Source organism: Streptomyces sp. NPDC051105, assembly GCF_040682795.1.
In the GTDB taxonomy this organism is placed as follows: Bacteria; Actinomycetota; Actinomycetes; order Streptomycetales; family Streptomycetaceae; genus Streptomyces.
In genome coordinates, this window is sequence record NZ_JBFBBR010000005.1 from 24310 (window position 1) to 40534 (window position 16225).

Annotated in this window: 12 protein-coding genes; 5 read left to right on the forward strand and 7 right to left on the reverse strand. The window is 73.8% G+C overall.

Features of this window, described 5'->3' with window-relative positions:
• Nucleotides 1-25: 25 nt before the first annotated feature.
• The 4 genes from AB0N16_RS13715 to AB0N16_RS13730 form a co-directional block, all read right to left on the reverse strand.
• On the reverse strand, nt 26-4621 hold the full coding sequence (locus AB0N16_RS13715) for a hypothetical protein (RefSeq protein WP_365796258.1): 4596 nt from the start codon (nt 4619-4621) through the stop codon (nt 26-28).
• A gap of 47 nt (nt 4622-4668) precedes the next feature.
• The gene (locus AB0N16_RS13720) at nt 4669-5532 is read right to left on the reverse strand and encodes a hypothetical protein (protein WP_365796260.1); all 864 of its coding nucleotides are present in this window, start codon (nt 5530-5532) and stop codon (nt 4669-4671) included.
• 133 nt (nt 5533-5665) lie between these two features.
• Complete coding sequence (locus tag AB0N16_RS13725) at nt 5666-7195, reverse strand: hypothetical protein (protein ID WP_365796262.1); 1530 nt, start codon at nt 7193-7195, stop codon at nt 5666-5668.
• 179 nt (nt 7196-7374) lie between these two features.
• Nucleotides 7375-8076, reverse strand: coding sequence for a GntR family transcriptional regulator (locus AB0N16_RS13730; protein ID WP_365796264.1), 702 nt, complete (start codon nt 8074-8076; stop codon nt 7375-7377).
• Between the two features lie 158 nt (nt 8077-8234).
• Between AB0N16_RS13730 and AB0N16_RS13735 the strand changes: the two genes are divergently transcribed.
• From AB0N16_RS13735 to AB0N16_RS13755, 5 genes are all read left to right on the forward strand, one after another.
• The gene (locus AB0N16_RS13735) at nt 8235-9554 is read left to right on the forward strand and encodes an MFS transporter (protein WP_365796266.1); all 1320 of its coding nucleotides are present in this window, start codon (nt 8235-8237) and stop codon (nt 9552-9554) included.
• A complete protein-coding gene (locus AB0N16_RS13740; RefSeq protein WP_365796268.1) occupies nt 9551-10372 on the forward strand; it encodes a putative hydro-lyase in 822 nt (273 codons plus the stop codon). Before AB0N16_RS13735 ends, AB0N16_RS13740 begins: the two co-directional genes overlap by 4 nt.
• A gap of 19 nt (nt 10373-10391) precedes the next feature.
• On the forward strand, nt 10392-11150 hold the full coding sequence (locus AB0N16_RS13745) for a 5-oxoprolinase subunit PxpA (RefSeq protein ID WP_365796270.1): 759 nt from the start codon (nt 10392-10394) through the stop codon (nt 11148-11150).
• A 142-nt stretch (nt 11151-11292) separates the two neighbouring features.
• On the forward strand, nt 11293-11910 hold the full coding sequence (locus AB0N16_RS13750; RefSeq protein WP_365797105.1) for an allophanate hydrolase subunit 1: 618 nt from the start codon (nt 11293-11295) through the stop codon (nt 11908-11910).
• Nucleotides 11907-12776: a biotin-dependent carboxyltransferase family protein gene (locus AB0N16_RS13755; protein WP_365796272.1), complete on the forward strand. Its 870-nt coding sequence runs from the start codon at nt 11907-11909 to the stop codon at nt 12774-12776. Before AB0N16_RS13750 ends, AB0N16_RS13755 begins: the two co-directional genes overlap by 4 nt.
• A gap of 97 nt (nt 12777-12873) precedes the next feature.
• Here the strand turns inward: AB0N16_RS13755 and AB0N16_RS13760 are convergent, their stop codons facing one another.
• The 3 genes from AB0N16_RS13760 to AB0N16_RS13770 are packed head-to-tail and all read right to left on the reverse strand — an operon-like array spanning nt 12874 to nt 16054.
• The gene (locus AB0N16_RS13760; protein WP_365796274.1) at nt 12874-13725 is read right to left on the reverse strand and encodes an SGNH/GDSL hydrolase family protein; all 852 of its coding nucleotides are present in this window, start codon (nt 13723-13725) and stop codon (nt 12874-12876) included.
• Nucleotides 13722-14927: a glycosyltransferase gene (locus tag AB0N16_RS13765; protein WP_365796276.1), complete on the reverse strand. Its 1206-nt coding sequence runs from the start codon at nt 14925-14927 to the stop codon at nt 13722-13724. The genes AB0N16_RS13760 and AB0N16_RS13765 overlap by 4 nt, the downstream gene beginning before the upstream one ends.
• Nucleotides 14924-16054, reverse strand: coding sequence for a glycosyltransferase family 1 protein (locus AB0N16_RS13770; RefSeq protein WP_365796278.1), 1131 nt, complete (start codon nt 16052-16054; stop codon nt 14924-14926). Before AB0N16_RS13770 ends, AB0N16_RS13765 begins: the two co-directional genes overlap by 4 nt.
• Nucleotides 16055-16225 lie beyond the last annotated feature (171 nt).

Below are 16225 nucleotides of genomic sequence, written 5' to 3' on the forward strand. Positions count from 1 at the left end.
CCCTGCCCGCGGCCGATTGAGAACTTCAGGGCGAGGGCCTCTTGAACATGCGGGTCGCCGTGATCTCGCTGTGCCCGGCCTCCCCCGCGTGCGGCTGCTGCGGCAGCCCGGGCCGCAGGTGCTCCTCCACGCTGATGTACTTCAGCCCGGCCCTGAGGTCGGCGTCGTTCCGCAATCGGATGACCAGCGGGAACTCGGCCAGCGCGGTGGTGTCGAACAGACCGGTCGTGTACAGCAGCTGCACGCCCAACGCGTCCGACACGGCGCGCTGGAGTTCCAGCAGATAGGTCGCGTTGGCCCGTCCGATGGGGTTGTCGAGGAACAGCGTCCCCGCGTGCCGGTGCTTGTCGCGCCCGCGGTCGTTGGACCTGAGCGCGGCCATGGTGCAGTACAGGGCGATGGCCGCGGTGAGCAGCTGCCCACCGGAGAACACGTCCCCCATCTGGCCCACCGGCACCCGCTCCGCGCGCAGCACGGCGTCCGGCTTGAGGATCTCGACGGCGACCCCCTTCGGCTGCAGGGCCGCCCCAACCCCCCTCAGCAGCAGGGACATTCCGTCCCGTCGCAGGTCGGAGTTCTTCTTCACGGCCGCCCGGGTCGCCTCGTCGACGACCTCACCGAGCCGTTCGGTGAGCGTGGCCTGGTCGGGCTCCTCGAAGCGGATGCGGAGGAACTCCTGCCCGGACCACTCGCCGAGTCCCTCGGGCAGCCGGGACAGCCGCTGGGCCGACCGCAGGGTCGCGAGGGCCGACTCGACGAGCCCGCGCAGCCGGTCCACGATCGAATCGCGGTTGCGCTCCAGCTGGGCCAACTCGTCGGTCAGCACCCGCAGCCGGGGCGCGAAGGCGTCCGCCCACTTCTGGGCGTGCTCGGGCAGTGCGGAGGCGGGCAGTTCACGGATCTGCTGCCGCGCGGGCGTCCGGACCGCTTCGTACCGTGTGGAATTGGCGTGCCGTACGAGCACATCACTCGTCTCGCGTACGGCGGACTCGGCGGCGGAGAGGTCACCGGCGCAGCCGCGCAGCGACCGGCGGGCCTCGGCGGCGGACTGCCGGGCCTCCTCCAAGGTGCCGGGGTAGGGCTCGGGCTCCTCCTGCTCCTCCTCGGGGGCGTGTTCGCGCAGCAGGTCGCGGAGCATCGCGGCGATCTCGTCGAAACCGCCGGCCGCGTCCTCGGCCGCGCGGTGGGCGTCCAGCAACTCGGTGTGGGCGGCGCGGGCCTGGGTCAGGGCCTCGGTGCGGGCGGCGAGTTCGGCGGTCGCGGTGCGCAGCAGGGCCTGCGCGTGTTCGGCGTCACGCGGCTGGAGCTCCTCGGGCAGCTCGGTGTGTGCCTCGCCGTCCTCGGGGGCGTGCCGCTCGGCCTCGCCGCGCAGCCGGCCGAGTTGCTCGCTCGCGGTGGACATCCGGGTCTCCAGGAGCTGTACCAGCTCCTCCGCCCGGGCGGCGGCGGCCTGCCGGGAGGGCCCGTCGGAACCGTCGGGCGACTGGAGCAGCTGCTCCGCGCGGGTGCGGACCTTGTTGGTCAGCCGTTCCAGCTCCGCGAGCGCGGCGCTCTCGTCGCTCTCCGAACGGGCCTGCTCGGCACGGAGATCGGCGCCGACGCCGACCTTCTCGTACACCTGTGAGGCGGCCCGGTAGGCCTCGCGCAGGGCGGGCAGCGAGGACTTGGGGGCGTCCTCGTCGGCTTCCGGTACGTCGTCGGGGGCGCCGGCGATCTCGGCACGCTCGGCGCGTAGCGCCCGGGCGGTGCGGCGTGCGTCGTCGGCGGCACGCTGGGCGCCGCGCCGGTCCTCGTCGGCGGCGCGGGCGCGCTCCAGGCAGGTCTGGGCGCGGGCCTCCGACTCGGTGGCCTCGTCGGCGAGTTCGCGCAGCTTGACCTGCCAGCCGGCCCGCTCGCGCAGCCGGAACGCGAGGCCGGCGAGGGCGTCGGCGGCGCGCCGCGCCTTCTGAGCGGCCTCCTGCCGTTCGTCGCGCACCTGGGCGGTCTCGGCCGCCGTCTCCTCGGTCTCGGCCCGCACCGTCCGTGCCTCGGCCAGTTCGGCCTCGGCCTCGTCGGCGAACGCGCGCGCCTCCCGCGCGGTCTGCGCCAGTTCCACGAGCCGCCCGGCCGGGCAGCCGGTGCGCCAGGAGGCGAGCCGCGCGGCCAGCTCGCGGTCCCTGCCGAGTCGGGCGGCGAGGATGCGGATCTCCTCGTCCCGCTCGGTGGCCCGGGCGCGCAGCGCCTGCCGCTCCTCGTCGGCGGCGTGCTCGTCGTGCATGGCCGGGTTCGGCGGTACGAGGAACACGTCGCCCGGGGTGGCGTCGACGGCCGGGGTCGGCGCGAGCAGGGCCGCGGCCGTGCCGACGGCGACGGCGGAGCGCGGCAGCAGGGCGGCCTCGCCGAGCGCCGCACGGGCCCGCGCGTGGGTGTCGGGGTCGGTGATGATGACGCCGTCGACGAGTTCGGGGCGGGCGGCGAGCACGCGGGCGTGGTCCGTCGGGTCGACGGCCTGGGCGAGATAGCGCCAGCCGGGCAGCGCCGGGATGCCGTGCTCGCCGAGGTACTCGACGGTGGCCAGCACGTCGGGGCCGGGCGGCAGCAGCCCGCCGTCGCCCAGGGCGCCGAGGATCCGGGAGTCGTCGGCGGCAGCGGTGCGCAGTTCGAAGAGGTGCCGTTCGGCGGAGCCGACGGCGTCGTCGAGCAGCTCGCGCAACTCGTCGGCGAACCGGTCAATTTCCTCGGCGCTGAGGGCGTCCTCCGCGCCCTCGCCCCGGGGCCGGGGGATGGTCGTACGCGAACCGGTGAGGCCCAGCAGTTCGGTGAGCCGTTCCTCCGCCGCCAGGGCCTCCGCCAGGCGCTTCTCCGCGTCGTAGGTCCGCTCGGCGGCGGTCGCCGCGTCTGCCGCGCGGGCGGCCGTGAGTTCGGCGCGGGACTCGGCGGAGGCTGCCTCGCGCGCGTGCTCGGACGCCTTGCGGGAGGCCTCGCGCGCGGTGTCCCAGGCGGCCACGGCGGTCTTCTCGGCGTCGCTGGCCGCGAGGGCGGCGCGGGCCGGGTCGGCGTCCGGCGCGCTGTCGTCGAGCCAGCCGGCGCGGACGGCCTCAGCGGTCTCCTGCTCGACCTCGCTGAGGCGCTGGCGCAGATGCCCGATCTCGCTGCGGGCACGCTGCGCTTCGGTGGCGGCGGAGGTCGAGTCCCGGTAGGCGGAGTCGCTGACCTCCTGGAGGGCGGCGGAGCGCTCCTCCTCCTCGTTGGCGAGGTGTTCCGCGCTCCCGGCGGCCGCGTGCAGAGCCCGTACGAGATCGACGGCGGCCTTGGCGCGGGCGGCGAGCGCGGGCGCCGCGTCCCGCTCGGCGTCCTGGATGGCGGCGGCCACGCGTGCGACACGGTCGGCGGCGGCGCGGTGGCGCAGCACGGCTTCGGCGGCCTGCCAGGCCGAGTGCAGGGTGCGGGCGTCGGCCAGCTCGCGTTTCTGCCCGGCTGCGGACTTCTCACCGGCGGCCAGTGCCAGCGAGGCGTGCCGGTAGGCGAGTTCGGCGGCGATCAGCGCGCTGCGCTCGCGGGCGCCCTCGGAGTGCGTGACGGCGGACGCGGCGGCCGTGACGCGCTGGGCGAGGTCGGCGGCGCGCACCCGCTCCTGCGCGCCCCGCGCGGACAGCCGGCGCGCGAGCGTGCGGGTACGGCGCTCTGCGCCGGCGTGGATGTCACGCGCGCGTGCCCGCGCCTCGGCCGCCTCGACGATCCGCCCCAGCAGGTCCACCGACCCGGCGGTGAAGTCCCGTTCGGCGATCAGCTCGGCGCGCCGCCCCAGCTTGTGGCCGAAACCGCCGACCAGGTCGGCGAGCCCGTCGGTGTCCCGGGTGTCGGTCACGGCCCGCAGCAGCAGGTCGGTGAAGTCGGAGTCCTTCTTGACCGCGAACAGACCTGCGGCCTCGCCCTCGTCGGCGTTCATCTCCCGCTGGTAGCGGAAGAGTTCGGGGTCCAGGCCGAGGTCGCCGAGGTGCTCGATCCAGCGGTCGTGGATCTCCTCCCAGTGCACCTCCAGATGCGGATACGCCTTGCCCGCCTCGGTGATGGCGTCCCGGAAGCCCTTCATGGTGCGCCGCCGCCCCTGCGCCCCGGAGGCGCCCTCCACGGGCGGCCGTACGGCGGTGGACTCGGCGACCGGCAGATTGTCCAGGGAGAGTCCGGGCCCGGGACGGAACGAGTACCAGGCCTCGGCGAACTTCCGCGGGTCGTTGGAGACCTGCCGTCCCCGCCACTCGCTCACCTTGCCCACGACCACGCACTCACCGGTGAGCGTGTGCTGCCACTCCAGGGCGACATGCCCGCAGTCGTCGGCGAGCAGGAACTTGCGCAGCACGCCCGAGCTGGCGCCGCCGAGGGTGTTGCGGTGGCCCGGCAGCATCACCGAGAAGATCAGCTTGAGCAGCACCGACTTGCCCCCGCCGTTCTCCAGGAAGAGCACGCCGGCGGGCGCGGGGCGGCGAGGCGGACCGACCGGCTCCTCCTCGAAGAACTCCGCCTGGGTGGGGGCCGGGTCGGGCACGGGCCGGCCGACGCCCCGCAGGTCCAGCACGGTGTCGGCGTAGCGCGCACCGGCGGGCCCGATGGAGTAGAGGCGGACCCGGGACAGCTCGTACATGGCGGACTCTCGTAAGTCTGGGGAAAGGTGCGTGGGGTGCTGGACGGTCAGGAGTGGAACGGCAGTCCGGCGTCGGCGACCAGGTCGTCGCTGTCGTCGGCGGGCAGCAGGCTGGCCGTGCCGTCGGTGACCGGGACGACGCCGAGTTCCAGCAGTTCGGCCATGGCGGCGCTGCCGGCCATGTCCCGTACCTGGAGTTGGTAGCGGGCCGTCGTGCGGTAGGTGCCGCCCTGGTCGTCGCCGGTGCGCTGGAGGAATCCCGAGTCGGTGAGGAAGACGACCGCCTTGCCGATGATGCCCGTGGTGGATCCGGCCAGCCGGCGGGCGTCCTTGGTGGCGCCGGTAGCGCTGCGTCTGGCCCAGATCCGCCAGGCGGCCTCCAGGCCTGGCGCGTCGGTGGCCGGGTCGGTGTTCTCGCCCAGCTCGTCGGCGCGCTCCTCCAGGCGGCGGCAGGCCTGCCGGACGAAGGCGTCGACGCCGTTGACCGTGATCCGCCCGATGTAGCCGTCGTCGGCCAGGTCCTCGGGGCGCGGGAACGCCAGCGCGGCGACGGCGAGATGCGCGAGCCCGTGCAGGAACCGGTCGCTGCCGTCCGCGGATGTACGACGCGCGTAGTCGCCCATGCGAACGGCGAACACCGAGTCCTCGGCGGCGGTCACGGCCATCCCGGCGCGGGGCGACACCTCCAGCACCACCAGCCCGAGCCCGGCGGCCACGGCATCCGCGAGCCGCGCGAACGCCGGGTCCTCCCGGTAGCGCCGCAGCAGCTCGGTGTACTCCTGATCACGCGCGGGCTGCAGTTTGGGCTGCAGCCCGAAGGCGACGAGCCGAGCCGCGTCGGCGGCGTCGGCGGGCGTGACGGCAGCGTTGGCCGGCGCGGCGGACGCGTCGGCCTCAACGTACTCGTTCACGAGGACAACTCCTTGAGCTTGAAAACAGGGGTCGGCGCAAACGCCCCGTCAGGAGCGCGGGGCTGCGTTGGACGTGCGGCTGCCGCCGTGTGGGCACCACCAGCCCCCACAGGCCCGCACCGGCAGCACAACATCACGCGGCCTCGGTCCGATCCGCAGCCATCCCCACCGCATCCAGCAAAGCGGTCCCGACGATCAGATCGGCGCCGCCGAAGCCGGGGTCGTCCAGCTCCGTGCCGTCGTCCACCGCGAACAGCAGCTTCTGCTCACCCTGCCGGTAGGCCGTGCCCACGGCCGGGCTGGCGGCGTGCACGGCCAGCAACGCGACCAGGTACGCCAGGTCCTCGCCCCCTACCCGCCGCGCCTCCGCCAGCAACCCCGACAACCGCCGAGGCGCGTCGGCCGGAAGGTCCAGCAACCGCATGGCGTCCGCCAGCTGCTCCTCGCTGAAGCGGCTGTCGTCCGGCGTGGCGATCAGGTCCGGCTCCGGCATCTCCGCACCCAGGTGCTCGCGCTCCACGGGCGGCGTCAGCAGTATGTCGACGAGGTCGCCCACCCGCACCGACACCGGCGTCCGCAGCCCGGTCCCGCGCGCGAAGAACGCCCCGGTGACCCGGCTCGCCTGCTCCAGCGGCAACGGCAGCAGGGGCGCGAAGAGGTGGCCGTACAGGTCTGTCCCCGACGTCGTCATCGGCGTCGCGAACGCCTGCCGGTCCTGCTCCGCGCGGAACAGCGGCCCGGCCTCCAGCAGACGCGACTGCAACTGCGTGTGGCGCCGGATGCAGTCCTTGACGATGTCGACGAGCTCGGCGGCGCGCCGCTTGTTCTCCGGGTCCTCGGTCTCGTCGCGGGCCTTGCGGATGTTGGTGAGGATCGCGTTCTCGTGCCGGTAGCGGTCGGCTACGTGGTCCAGGGCCTCGGCGATCATGTCGGGGACGGCGTTGAGCCAGTCCACCGCGCGGACGTTGCGCCGGGTGGCGTCCAGGGCGCGGCGCAGGGTCTCCGAGTACTGCACGGTCCGGTAGCGGGCCTGCTCGGCGGCGAGCTGGGCGTCGGCGAGGCGGCCGCGGTTGATCAGCACCTCCAGCTTGACCTCGGCCGCGATCTGGGCGCTGGTGACGTCCGTGTCGAGGGCGCCCACCAGGACGTTGACCGCCTCGTCGGTGGTCCGGAGATACACCGTGCCGCCGGGGCCGGGCACCTCCTCGATCAGCTTGAAGTCGTAGTCCCGGCGGACATACGACCCGTCGGGCGCGAAGGTGCCGTACACCGCGCGGAAGCCTCGGTCGACGCTGCCGACGTTGATCAGGTTCTCCAGGACCCAGCGGGCCACGCGCTCGTGCTCGGCGACGGGGCGGTGAGGCGTCTGGGCGGAGATGCGCGGGATCAGCCGGGCGACGATCTGCTCGTGGTCCGCGCCGGTGTCGAAGTCCATGTTCAGGGTGACCAGGTCGATGGCCGAGAGCGCCACCTCGGCCATGCCGTAGACCGAGTACTCGCCCGCGAGGTTCGCCTTGCGCGTGTCCAGGTCGTGCAGCGGCGCGGTGCAGGCGAGCGCGCGCAGCCGCCGCGCCAGCCCCTCGTCGGCGGCCGGGCCCGGTGCGGGGCGCGGCCCCGCGCTGAGCTGGGGCGGAACGCTGTCCGTCGTCGCAGGCGAAGTCACGGTGCACAGACTAGGTCCTTGGTCTGACAACGGCCCAAACGACGCGGGTGGCTCCGGCGGCGGGGCCGGGTGGCCCGAGGCCGGTTCTTCGGGTGCGGGTCTGTGGGGGTCGATCGCGCCCACGCGACGGTAGCCGCACATCCAACACAGCCCCGCGCGCCTGACGGGGCACTGCCCCCTTACGGAGTCAGGTCCTCTCCGACCCTGCGGCGGTAGACCTCCACCACTCGCTCCAGTGAATCAGTGAGGTACGTCTCCAGCAGTCGCTCCGCACCGCGCCTGTCGCCCCCCTCCAGGGATTGCAGGATCTCCCGGTTCCGGGCCAGGTACGGCTCGTGCAGGGCGTGTGGGTCGTCGACGATGTGGAACGCGAGGCGGAGTTCGGCGAAGACGCTGCGCATCAGTTCGTCGGTGCGTTCGCTGCCGGCCAGGGCGACCAGTTCCCGGTGGAAGTGGATATTGGCCGTACCCACTGCTTTCCAGTCATTTCCGGCCGCCGCCTGGCGGCCCTCCGTGACCGCCGCCGAGAGACCGTCCAGGGCGTACGGGGGCTCGCCGAGGCCACGTACGACGGCGCACTCGACCAGGGACCGGGTGCGGTAGATGTCCTCGACGTCCTCGACGGTCAGGACCCGGACGAAGACCCCCCGGTTGAGTTCGTGGACCAGCAGGCGTTCGTGGGTGAGCAGCCGGAACGCCTCGCGCAGGGTGTTGCGGGAGACGCCCAGCGCGCCGCCGATGCCGTCCTCCGACAGGCGGGCGCCTGGCGGGAAATACCCGTCGGCGATCCGGCTCCTGAGGATGTCGGAGACCCGTTCGGCGGTGCTGGTGCGCCCGAGGAGGGCACGGTCGTCGGCCAGTCCCGTCAGCTGCTCTGCCATGCCCGGAATTCAACCGCAGACACAGGAACGAAACAACGCGGGTATTGAAGGATCGTTGAACGATCCTCTACGGTGCTCAGCACGCTCACCTTGGCACGGCACCGCACGGCTCAGTCCCCGCACCCTCCGTCCCCTCTCCATGCTTCTGCGAGGTGCCCATGAGCACGACTCCTCCACCGCAGGCCCTGACCTCCGACGCGCACCCGGGCAAGGGTGAACGCACCGCCGAGGACGGCGCGTTCGGCTGGCTGCGCGCCCTCGGTCCGCGCGGCCGGCACGCGTTCGCCGGCGCCTTCGGCGGATATGCACTGGATTCGTACGACTACTTCACCCTGCCGCTGAGCATGGTCGCGCTCGCGGCCTACTTCGGCCTGGACAGCGGCCAGACCGGCCTGTTCACCACCGTCACCCTGGTGGTCTCCGCGGTCGGCGGCGCCGCCGCGGGCGTCGTCGCGGACCGGGTCGGCCGGGTCCGCGCCCTGATGATCACGGTCATCACCTATGCCGTCTTCACCGTGGCCTGCGGCTTCGCACCCAACTACGAGACGCTGCTGGTGTTCCGCGCCCTCCAGGGCCTCGGCTTCGGCGGCGAGTGGGCGGTCGGCGCGATCCTGGTCGCCGAGTACGCGAGCGCCCGGCACCGTGGCCGCACACTCGGGGCGATCCAGAGCTCCTGGGCCGTCGGCTGGGCACTCGCCGTGATCGTCTACACGACGGTCTTCTCGTTCGTCGGCGACGACCTGGCCTGGCGGGTCATGTTCTGGACCGGCGCCCTTCCCGCGCTGCTCGTGGTGTGGCTGCGCCGCCGGGTGCACGACGCTCCGCAGGCGGTCGCGGTACGTGAACAGAGCCCGAGGCGCGGCTCGTTCGCCGCGATCTTCCGTCCGGCCACGGCCGAAGCGCCGGGTCTGCTGCGCACCACGGTCTTCGCGGGCCTGCTGTCCACGGGTGTCCAGGGCGGCTACTACACGCTGGCCACCTGGATCCCCACGTATCTGAAGTCCGAGCGCGGGCTGTCGGTCGTCGGCACCGGCGGCTATCTGACCTTCCTGATCTCGGGGGCCTTCCTCGGGTATCTCACCGGCGGATACCTCACCGACCGGCTGGGCCGGCGCCGCAACATCTGGCTGTTCGCGGTGCTGTCGGCGGTCTGTGTGCTGGCGTACGCGAACATCCCGGACGGCGCCAACACCACGCTTCTGGTGCTCGGTTTCCCGCTCGGCTTCTGTATGTCGGCGATCTTCAGCGGCTTCGGTTCCTACCTGAGCGAGCTGTACCCGACGGCGGTGCGCGGCACCGGGCAGGGCTTCACGTACAACGCGGGCCGCGCGGTGGGCGCGGTCTTCCCGACCCTGGTGGGCTTCCTGGCCGACAGCTGGGGCGTGGGCGGCGCGCTGATCTTCGGCGCGGCCGGGTACGGGCTCGCCGCCCTGGCCCTGTTCGGGCTGCCGGAGACGCGCGGGAAGGAACTGGCGTGAACCGTACCGAAGACCGCCCTGTCACCCTGGCCGACGAGCACGCGCACGCGTGGAGCCCGAAAACCGCCCGGGACCGCTTCCGGGAGGGCCTCACGGGCGCCACGGCCGGGGTCGCGGCCGGCCACACCCAGGCCAACCTGGTCTCGGTGCCCGCCGACTGGGCGTACGAGATGCTGCTGTTCTGCCAGCGCAACCCCAAGCCCTGCCCGGTGCTCGACGTCACCGACGCCGGCGCCACCGACACCGTGCTCGCGGACGGCGCGGACCTGCGCACCGACCTGCCGCGCTACCGGGTCTGGCGGGACGGGGAGTTGGTGGACGAGCCGACGGACGCGAGAGCCTACTGGCGGGACGATCTGGTGTCGTTCCTGCTCGGGTGCAGCTTCACGTTCGAGTGGGCGCTGGCCGAGGCGGGTGTGCCGATCCGCCATGTCGAGCAGGGCCGGAACGTGCCGATGTACGTGACGAGCCGCCCGTGCCGTCCGGCTGGGCGGCTGAGCGGGCCGCTGGTGGTCTCGATGCGCCCGGTCCCGGCGGAGCGTCTGTCGGTCGCGATCCAGGAGAGCAGTCGGCTCCCGGCGGTGCACGGTGGCCCCGTGCACTGCGGCGATCCCTCGGCGCTCGGCATCGACGATCTCGGCCGACCCGACTTCGGGGACCCGGTGGACGCCGGCCCCGACGACATCCCGGTGTTCTGGGCCTGCGGGGTGACCCCGCAGGCGGTGGTGACGGCCTCCCGGCCGCCGTTCGCCATCACGCACGCACCGGGCCAGATGTTCATCACCGACGCCCGCGACGAGCAGTACCGCGTCGCCTGACACGAGAGACACCGGATCCATGACCTCGATCGATCTGAACGCCGACCTCGGCGAGGGCTTCGGCCGCTGGCGGCTCACCGACGACGAGCAGTTGCTGTCCGTCGTCACCAGCGCCAACGTGGCCTGCGGCTTCCACGCCGGGGACGCGGCCACCATGCGGCGGGTGTGCGAGCTGGCGGCCGGGCGCGGGGTGACGATCGGCGCCCAGGTGTCCTACCGGGACCTGGCGGGGTTCGGACGGCGCGCGATGGACGTGCCGTCCGCCGAACTGGCGGCTGAGGTGGCCTACCAGATCGGTGCCCTTGAGGTCTTCGCTCGCGCGGCCGGCGCGCGCGTGGCGTACGTGAAGCCGCACGGCGCGCTCTACAACCGGGTCGTGCACGACGAGGAGCAGGCCGCCGCGGTGGTCGACGGCGTGCTCCTCGCGAACGCCTCGCTGCCCGTCCTCGGGCTGCCCGGCTCGCGGCTGCTGGAGCAGGCCGGGAAGGCGGGGCTGCCGGCCGTCACGGAGGCGTTCGCGGACCGCGCGTACACCGACGAAGGCACGCTCGTCCCGCGCGGGCGCGAGGGTGCGGTGGTGAGCGACCCGGAGGCGGTCGTGGAGCGCTCGGTGGAGCTGGCACGCTCCGGCGCGGTCACCACGCACTCCGGCGCGCGCATCGCCGTACGCGCCCGCTCACTCTGCCTGCATGGCGACACCCCGGGCGCCGTGGAGCTGGCCCGCAGGGTGCGCGCGCGGCTCACGGAGGCGGGCGTGACCGTAGCGGCCTTCGCATGAGCACGAGCATGGGCAGGGGCATGGGGGCACGGGCATGGGCATTGGCGAAAGCACGAGCACGAGCACGAACACTGACACGAGCGTGGACACAAGCCCCGGCATGAACACGAGTTCGACGACCGAGGCCGCCACGCCCATGACGATGACAACCCATCTCGTCGGTGACGACGGCCTCCTGGTCGAGGTCGGCTCCGGCGTGGAGGCTCAGGCCCTGCACGCCGAGTTGTCGCGGCGGCGTGCGGAAGGCTCGCTGAGGGCCCGCGAGATCGTGCCGGCTGCCCGCACGGTCCTGCTCGACGGCCTCGACGACCCGACCCGCTGGGCCGCCGAACTGGCCGCCGCGCAGATCCCGCCCACTCCTCCACGCCCGCGTGCGGCGATCGAGCTGCCCGTGCGTTACGACGGTCCGGACCTGGCCGAGGTGGCCGCCCACTGGCGGGTGCCCGAGCGGGAGGTGGCCCGCATCCACGCGGGAACCGAGTTCACGGTCGCCTTCTGCGGTTTCGCCCCCGGCTTCGGCTATCTCACCGGGCTCCCCGCCCGCTACGACGTGCCGCGCCGCGCCACTCCGCGCACGGCGGTGCCCGCGGGCGCGGTGGCGCTGGCCGGGCCGTACACAGGCGTGTACCCGCGTTCCTCGCCGGGCGGCTGGCAGTTGATCGGAACGACGGAGGCAGTGCTGTGGGACCACACCCGGGTGCCGGCCGCGCTGCTGACCCCGGGTGCGCGCGTGCGGTTCGTACCGGTGAGGGGCGTATGACCGACCGTGCGCTCGTCGTCGTACGAGCCGGAGCGCTGACCACCGTGCAGGACCGCGGACGCCCCGGGTACGCGCATCTCGGGGTACCCCGCTCGGGGGCGCTGGACGCGCCCGCCGCGGCGCTCGTCAACCGGCTGGTCGGCAACTCCCCCGACGCGGCCGTCCTGGAGACGACCCTCAACGGGTGTGCCGTGCGGCCGCGTTCGGCAGTGGTGGTCGCGGTCGGGGGTGCGCAGGGTCCGGTCGCGGTGGGCGGGCGCCCGGCCGCGTGGGGCGCGCCCGTGCTGGTTCCGGCCGGGGAACTGCTGGAAGTGGGGGCGGCCCGGCGCGGCGTACGAAGTTATGTGGCCGTCTCCGGTGGGATCGCCGTCGAGCCGGTCCTGGGCAGCCGGGCCACGGATCTGCTCTCCGGGCTCGGGCCGGCTCCACTGGCGGACGGCACGGTGCTGCCGCTGGGCACTCCGGTGGGCCCGCACGCGCGCGTGGACGTCGCACCGCAGCCGTCCCCGCCCACGGAGCTCGTGCTGCGGGTGACGCTCGGCCCGCGCGCCGACTGGTTCACGCCCGCGGCCGTCCGGGCGTTCACCTCGCGCGCGTACCGCGTGTCGTCGGCGAGCAACCGCATCGGGCTGCGCACGGAAGGGCCCGCCTTGGAGCGGGCCCGTTCCGGTGAACTCCCCAGCGAGGGCATGGTCCTCGGCGCCGTCCAGGTGCCGCCGGACGGCTGTCCGGTGGTGTTCCTGGCCGACCATCCGACGACCGGCGGCTATCCGGTGATCGCGGTGGTCCGCGCCGCCGACCTCCCGGCGGCGGCCCAGGCGGTCCCGGGCGTCCCGGTCCGCTTCGTGGCCGTACGCCGTCGCTGAGCCGCCGTGACGGCCTCATCCGGCACCGCCGTGTCACCGCCGGCGCCAGTCCGCGTGCCGCCGCCGACGCCGTCGTCCGCGCGTGACGTCCTCGTCCTCACGCGGCGTCGGCGGGCCGCTCCGGCGGCTGGAGGGCGGCCAGCGCGGCGGACACGGCGGCGGACGCGCTCAGGTCCAGGCGGGCGCTGGTGCCCTTCCGGCGGTGCCGCATCTCGTCGATGGCCAGCCGCAGCAGCTGGGGCAGGAGGTCGCGGCACCGCCTGATCACCCAGGCGGTACCGGCCGTGGCCAGCCAGAACAGACTCGCCTTCCTGGTCGGCGGGGGGAACTCGGGCTCGGGGGACGGCGCCGTACCCGTCGCCATACCCAGCGGGGCGAGCAGGGCGTGGAAGCGGACGGCGAGCTGCCGGTGCCCGCGCTCGCCCGGGTGCAGCCGGTCCGCGCTCCACATCTCGCGGTCGGTGAGCCAGGCACCCTCCGCCGCGTGCAGATGGACGGCCCCGTACCGCTCGGACAGGGCGTGCACCACCATGTTGACCGCACGCCCCCGGCGGGCCAGGGGGCGGGACAGGGCGCCCGGGAGTCCCCACATCGAGCCGGGGTCGGGCAGGCACGCCGTGAGCAGGGTCGCGCCCTGCGCGGTCAGGGCCGCGTAGACCTTGTCGAGTCGTTCGGCCACCGCGTGGATGTCGAACGTGCAGCGCAGGGTGTCGTTGACGCCGATGACGACGGCGACGATGTCGGGGCGCAGGTCCAGTGCGGCCGGGGTCTGGCGTTCCAGCACGTCCCGGGTCTGCGCCCCGCTGACCGCGAGGTTGGTGAAGTCCACGTCCTTCGCGGCGAGACCGCCGGACAGCAGCGCGGCCCAGCCGCGCCATCCGTCGCCGGCGGGGTCGCCCACGCCCTCGGTCAGCGAGTCCCCCAGGGCCACGAAGCGAACCGCTCTCATGCCACGCCCTCCGGCACGACACGACGGATCGATTCCGTCGTTCCGTTCTCGTCACGACGGCACAGCACCGACGCGTCGTGCGCGGCGAGGAAGGCCTCCACGGCCGTCCCCCAGCCGAAGCACTCCGCACGCGCGCGTGCCGCTTCCCTGCGCTCGGGACCGGGTCGCTCCAGGAGCATCTCCACGGCGTCGGCGAAGGCCTCGCCGCGGTCGGCGGCGGTGGCTCCCGCGGAGCCGATCACCTCGGGCAGCGCGGAGGAGGCGCTGGCGACCACGGGCGTCCCGCAGGCCATGGCCTCCAGGGCGGCGAGCCCGAAGGTCTCGGCGGGGCCGGGCGCCATGGCCACGTCGGCGGACGCCTGCAGCGCGCCCAGGGTGTCCCGGTCGGAGACGTGCCCCAGGAAGGTCACCGGCAGCCTGCGCTCCCGCGTGCGCTGTTCCAGACGCGCCCGCAGCGGCCCGTCACCGGCGACGACCAGGATCACCCGGCGGCCGCGCCGGACCAGCGCCTCCACGGCGTCGAGGGCGGTGCCGGGCCGCTTCTCCACGGACAGCCGCGAGCACATGACGAGCAGTGCCTCGTCCTGGCCGGCGTACCGCGCCCGCAGGTCGAGGTCGCGCATCGAGGGGTGGCGGCCGGTCAGGTCGACGCCCAGGGGGGCGCGTACGACGTTGCGCGCGCCGATGCGGATGAACTCGCGCTCGGCGAACTCGGTGGTGCACACCACGCGCGCGTAGGTGTGCGCCGTACGGATGTTGAGGGCGTCGGCGGTGCGCCGGGACATGTTCTCGGACATGCCCCAGGTGCGCAGGACACCGTCGGCGGTCTCGTGGGAGACCATCACGGCGGGGATCCGGGCGCGCCGGGCCCAGCGGCCGGTCCAGCGCAGGGTGGTGCGGTCGGACACCTCCAGGCGGTCCGGGGCGAGGTGCTCCAGGAGGGTCTGCACGCGTGTCTTGTCGACGAGGACGCGGTAGCCGCCGGTGCCGGGCAGCATCGGGCCGGGCAGGGTGATGACGCGGCCCTGCTCCTCGACCCGGTCCGAGTAGCGCTCGCCGGGCACGATCAGGACCGCTTCGTGACCGGCGGCCACGAAACCCTTCCCGAGTTCGCGCAGGGCGGTGCGCAGGCCGCCGGAGGACGGGGCGACGAAGTTGGCCAGCCGGACGATGCGCAGGGGTGCCGACGACGAGGCGCTCATGCCGCCACCACCGGCCGGCGTGCCGCGAGCACGTCCTCGTAGTGCTGGATGAGCTGGTCGCCGACCGCGGCCCAGGTGCGGCCCTCGACGGTCGCGCGGGCGGCGGCGCCGAAGCCGGCCCGCATCGCGGGATCGGCCGCCAGTGAGGCCACGGCCTCACGGACGGCGCCCGCGTCGCGCGGCGGGACCAGGAACCCGGTGCGGCCGTGGTCGACCAGGTCGATCGGGCCGCCGGCGGCGGGCGCGACGACCGGGACACCGCTGGCCATGGCCTCCTGGACGGTCTGGCAGAACGTCTCGAAGGGGCCGGTGTGCGCGAAGACGTCGAACGAGGCGAAGATCCGCGCGAGGTCGTGGCCCGTGCGGCGGCCGAGGAAGACCGCGCCGGGCAGGGCCTCGGTGAGGTGGACCTGGCTCGGCCCGTCGCCCACGATCACGACCTTGACGCCTTCCAGGCCGCAGACCCCGGCGAGGAGTTCGACCTGCTTCTCGGGGGCGAGGCGGCCGACGTAGCCGACGATGACCTCGCCGTTCGGGGCGATCTCTCGGCGCAGCGCCTCGTCGCGGAACTCGGGGCGGAAGCGGACGGTGTCCACGCCACGCTGCCACAGCTGGATCCGGGGAACCCCGTGCGACTCCAGGTCGCCGATCGACGCGGTGGACGGAGCGAGGGTGCGGTCGGCGGCGCCGTGGACGGACCGTATCCGCCGCCAGGCGGCCGCCTCCCCGGCGCCCACGTAGGTCCGGGCATATCCGGCCAGGTCGGTCTGGTACACGGCGACGGCGGGGATGCCGAGCCGGGCGGCGGCGGCCATGCCGCGGACGCCGAGGATGAAGGGGCTGGCCAGGTGGACGACGTCCGTGCGGTGCTCGATCAGTGCGGCGGCGAGCTTGCGGCTGGGGAGAGCCACGCGGACCTGGGGATAGCCCGGGAGCGGAAGGGAGGGGACGTGGACGACAGGGCACGGCGCGGCGGCCGCGGCGAGCCTGTTTCCGGGGGCGGGAGCCGGAGCGACGACGAGGGGAGCGTGACCGCGATCGACGAGGTGCCGGGCGGTCTGGAGCGCGCAGTGGGCCACGCCGTTCACATCGGGGGGAAAGGATTCGGTCACGATGACGACACGCATACCGGTGTTGTCGCCGCGCTGGACGTGGCCGCGTCAAAGTGGATCTTTCCGATGGTTAAACGTCCCATGAGCGTTGCCCTGCACACCCGAGCGGGTCAGCCGGCGTCCACATCCGGCTGGTGTGCCGGTCACAGGTTGTTCACTCAGCGGGCGGACTTCCGCGAATGGAAC

Excerpts from the sequence above, each read along its gene's own strand:
- AB0N16_RS13715 (WP_365796258.1), bottom strand. The coding sequence starts at position 4,621 with ATGTACGAGCTGTCCCGGGTCCGCCTCTACTCCATCGGGCCCGCCGGT.
- AB0N16_RS13730 (WP_365796264.1), bottom strand. The coding sequence starts at position 8,076 with ATGGCAGAGCAGCTGACGGGACTGGCCGACGACCGTGCCCTCCTCGGG.
- AB0N16_RS13735 (WP_365796266.1), top strand. The coding sequence starts at position 8,235 with ATGAGCACGACTCCTCCACCGCAGGCCCTGACCTCCGACGCGCACCCG.
- AB0N16_RS13745 (WP_365796270.1), top strand. The coding sequence starts at position 10,392 with ATGACCTCGATCGATCTGAACGCCGACCTCGGCGAGGGCTTCGGCCGC.
- AB0N16_RS13750 (WP_365797105.1), top strand. The coding sequence starts at position 11,293 with ATGACAACCCATCTCGTCGGTGACGACGGCCTCCTGGTCGAGGTCGGC.
- AB0N16_RS13755 (WP_365796272.1), top strand. The coding sequence starts at position 11,907 with ATGACCGACCGTGCGCTCGTCGTCGTACGAGCCGGAGCGCTGACCACC.
- AB0N16_RS13760 (WP_365796274.1), bottom strand. The coding sequence starts at position 13,725 with ATGAGAGCGGTTCGCTTCGTGGCCCTGGGGGACTCGCTGACCGAGGGC.
- AB0N16_RS13765 (WP_365796276.1), bottom strand. The coding sequence starts at position 14,927 with ATGAGCGCCTCGTCGTCGGCACCCCTGCGCATCGTCCGGCTGGCCAAC.
- AB0N16_RS13770 (WP_365796278.1), bottom strand. The coding sequence starts at position 16,054 with ATGCGTGTCGTCATCGTGACCGAATCCTTTCCCCCCGATGTGAACGGC.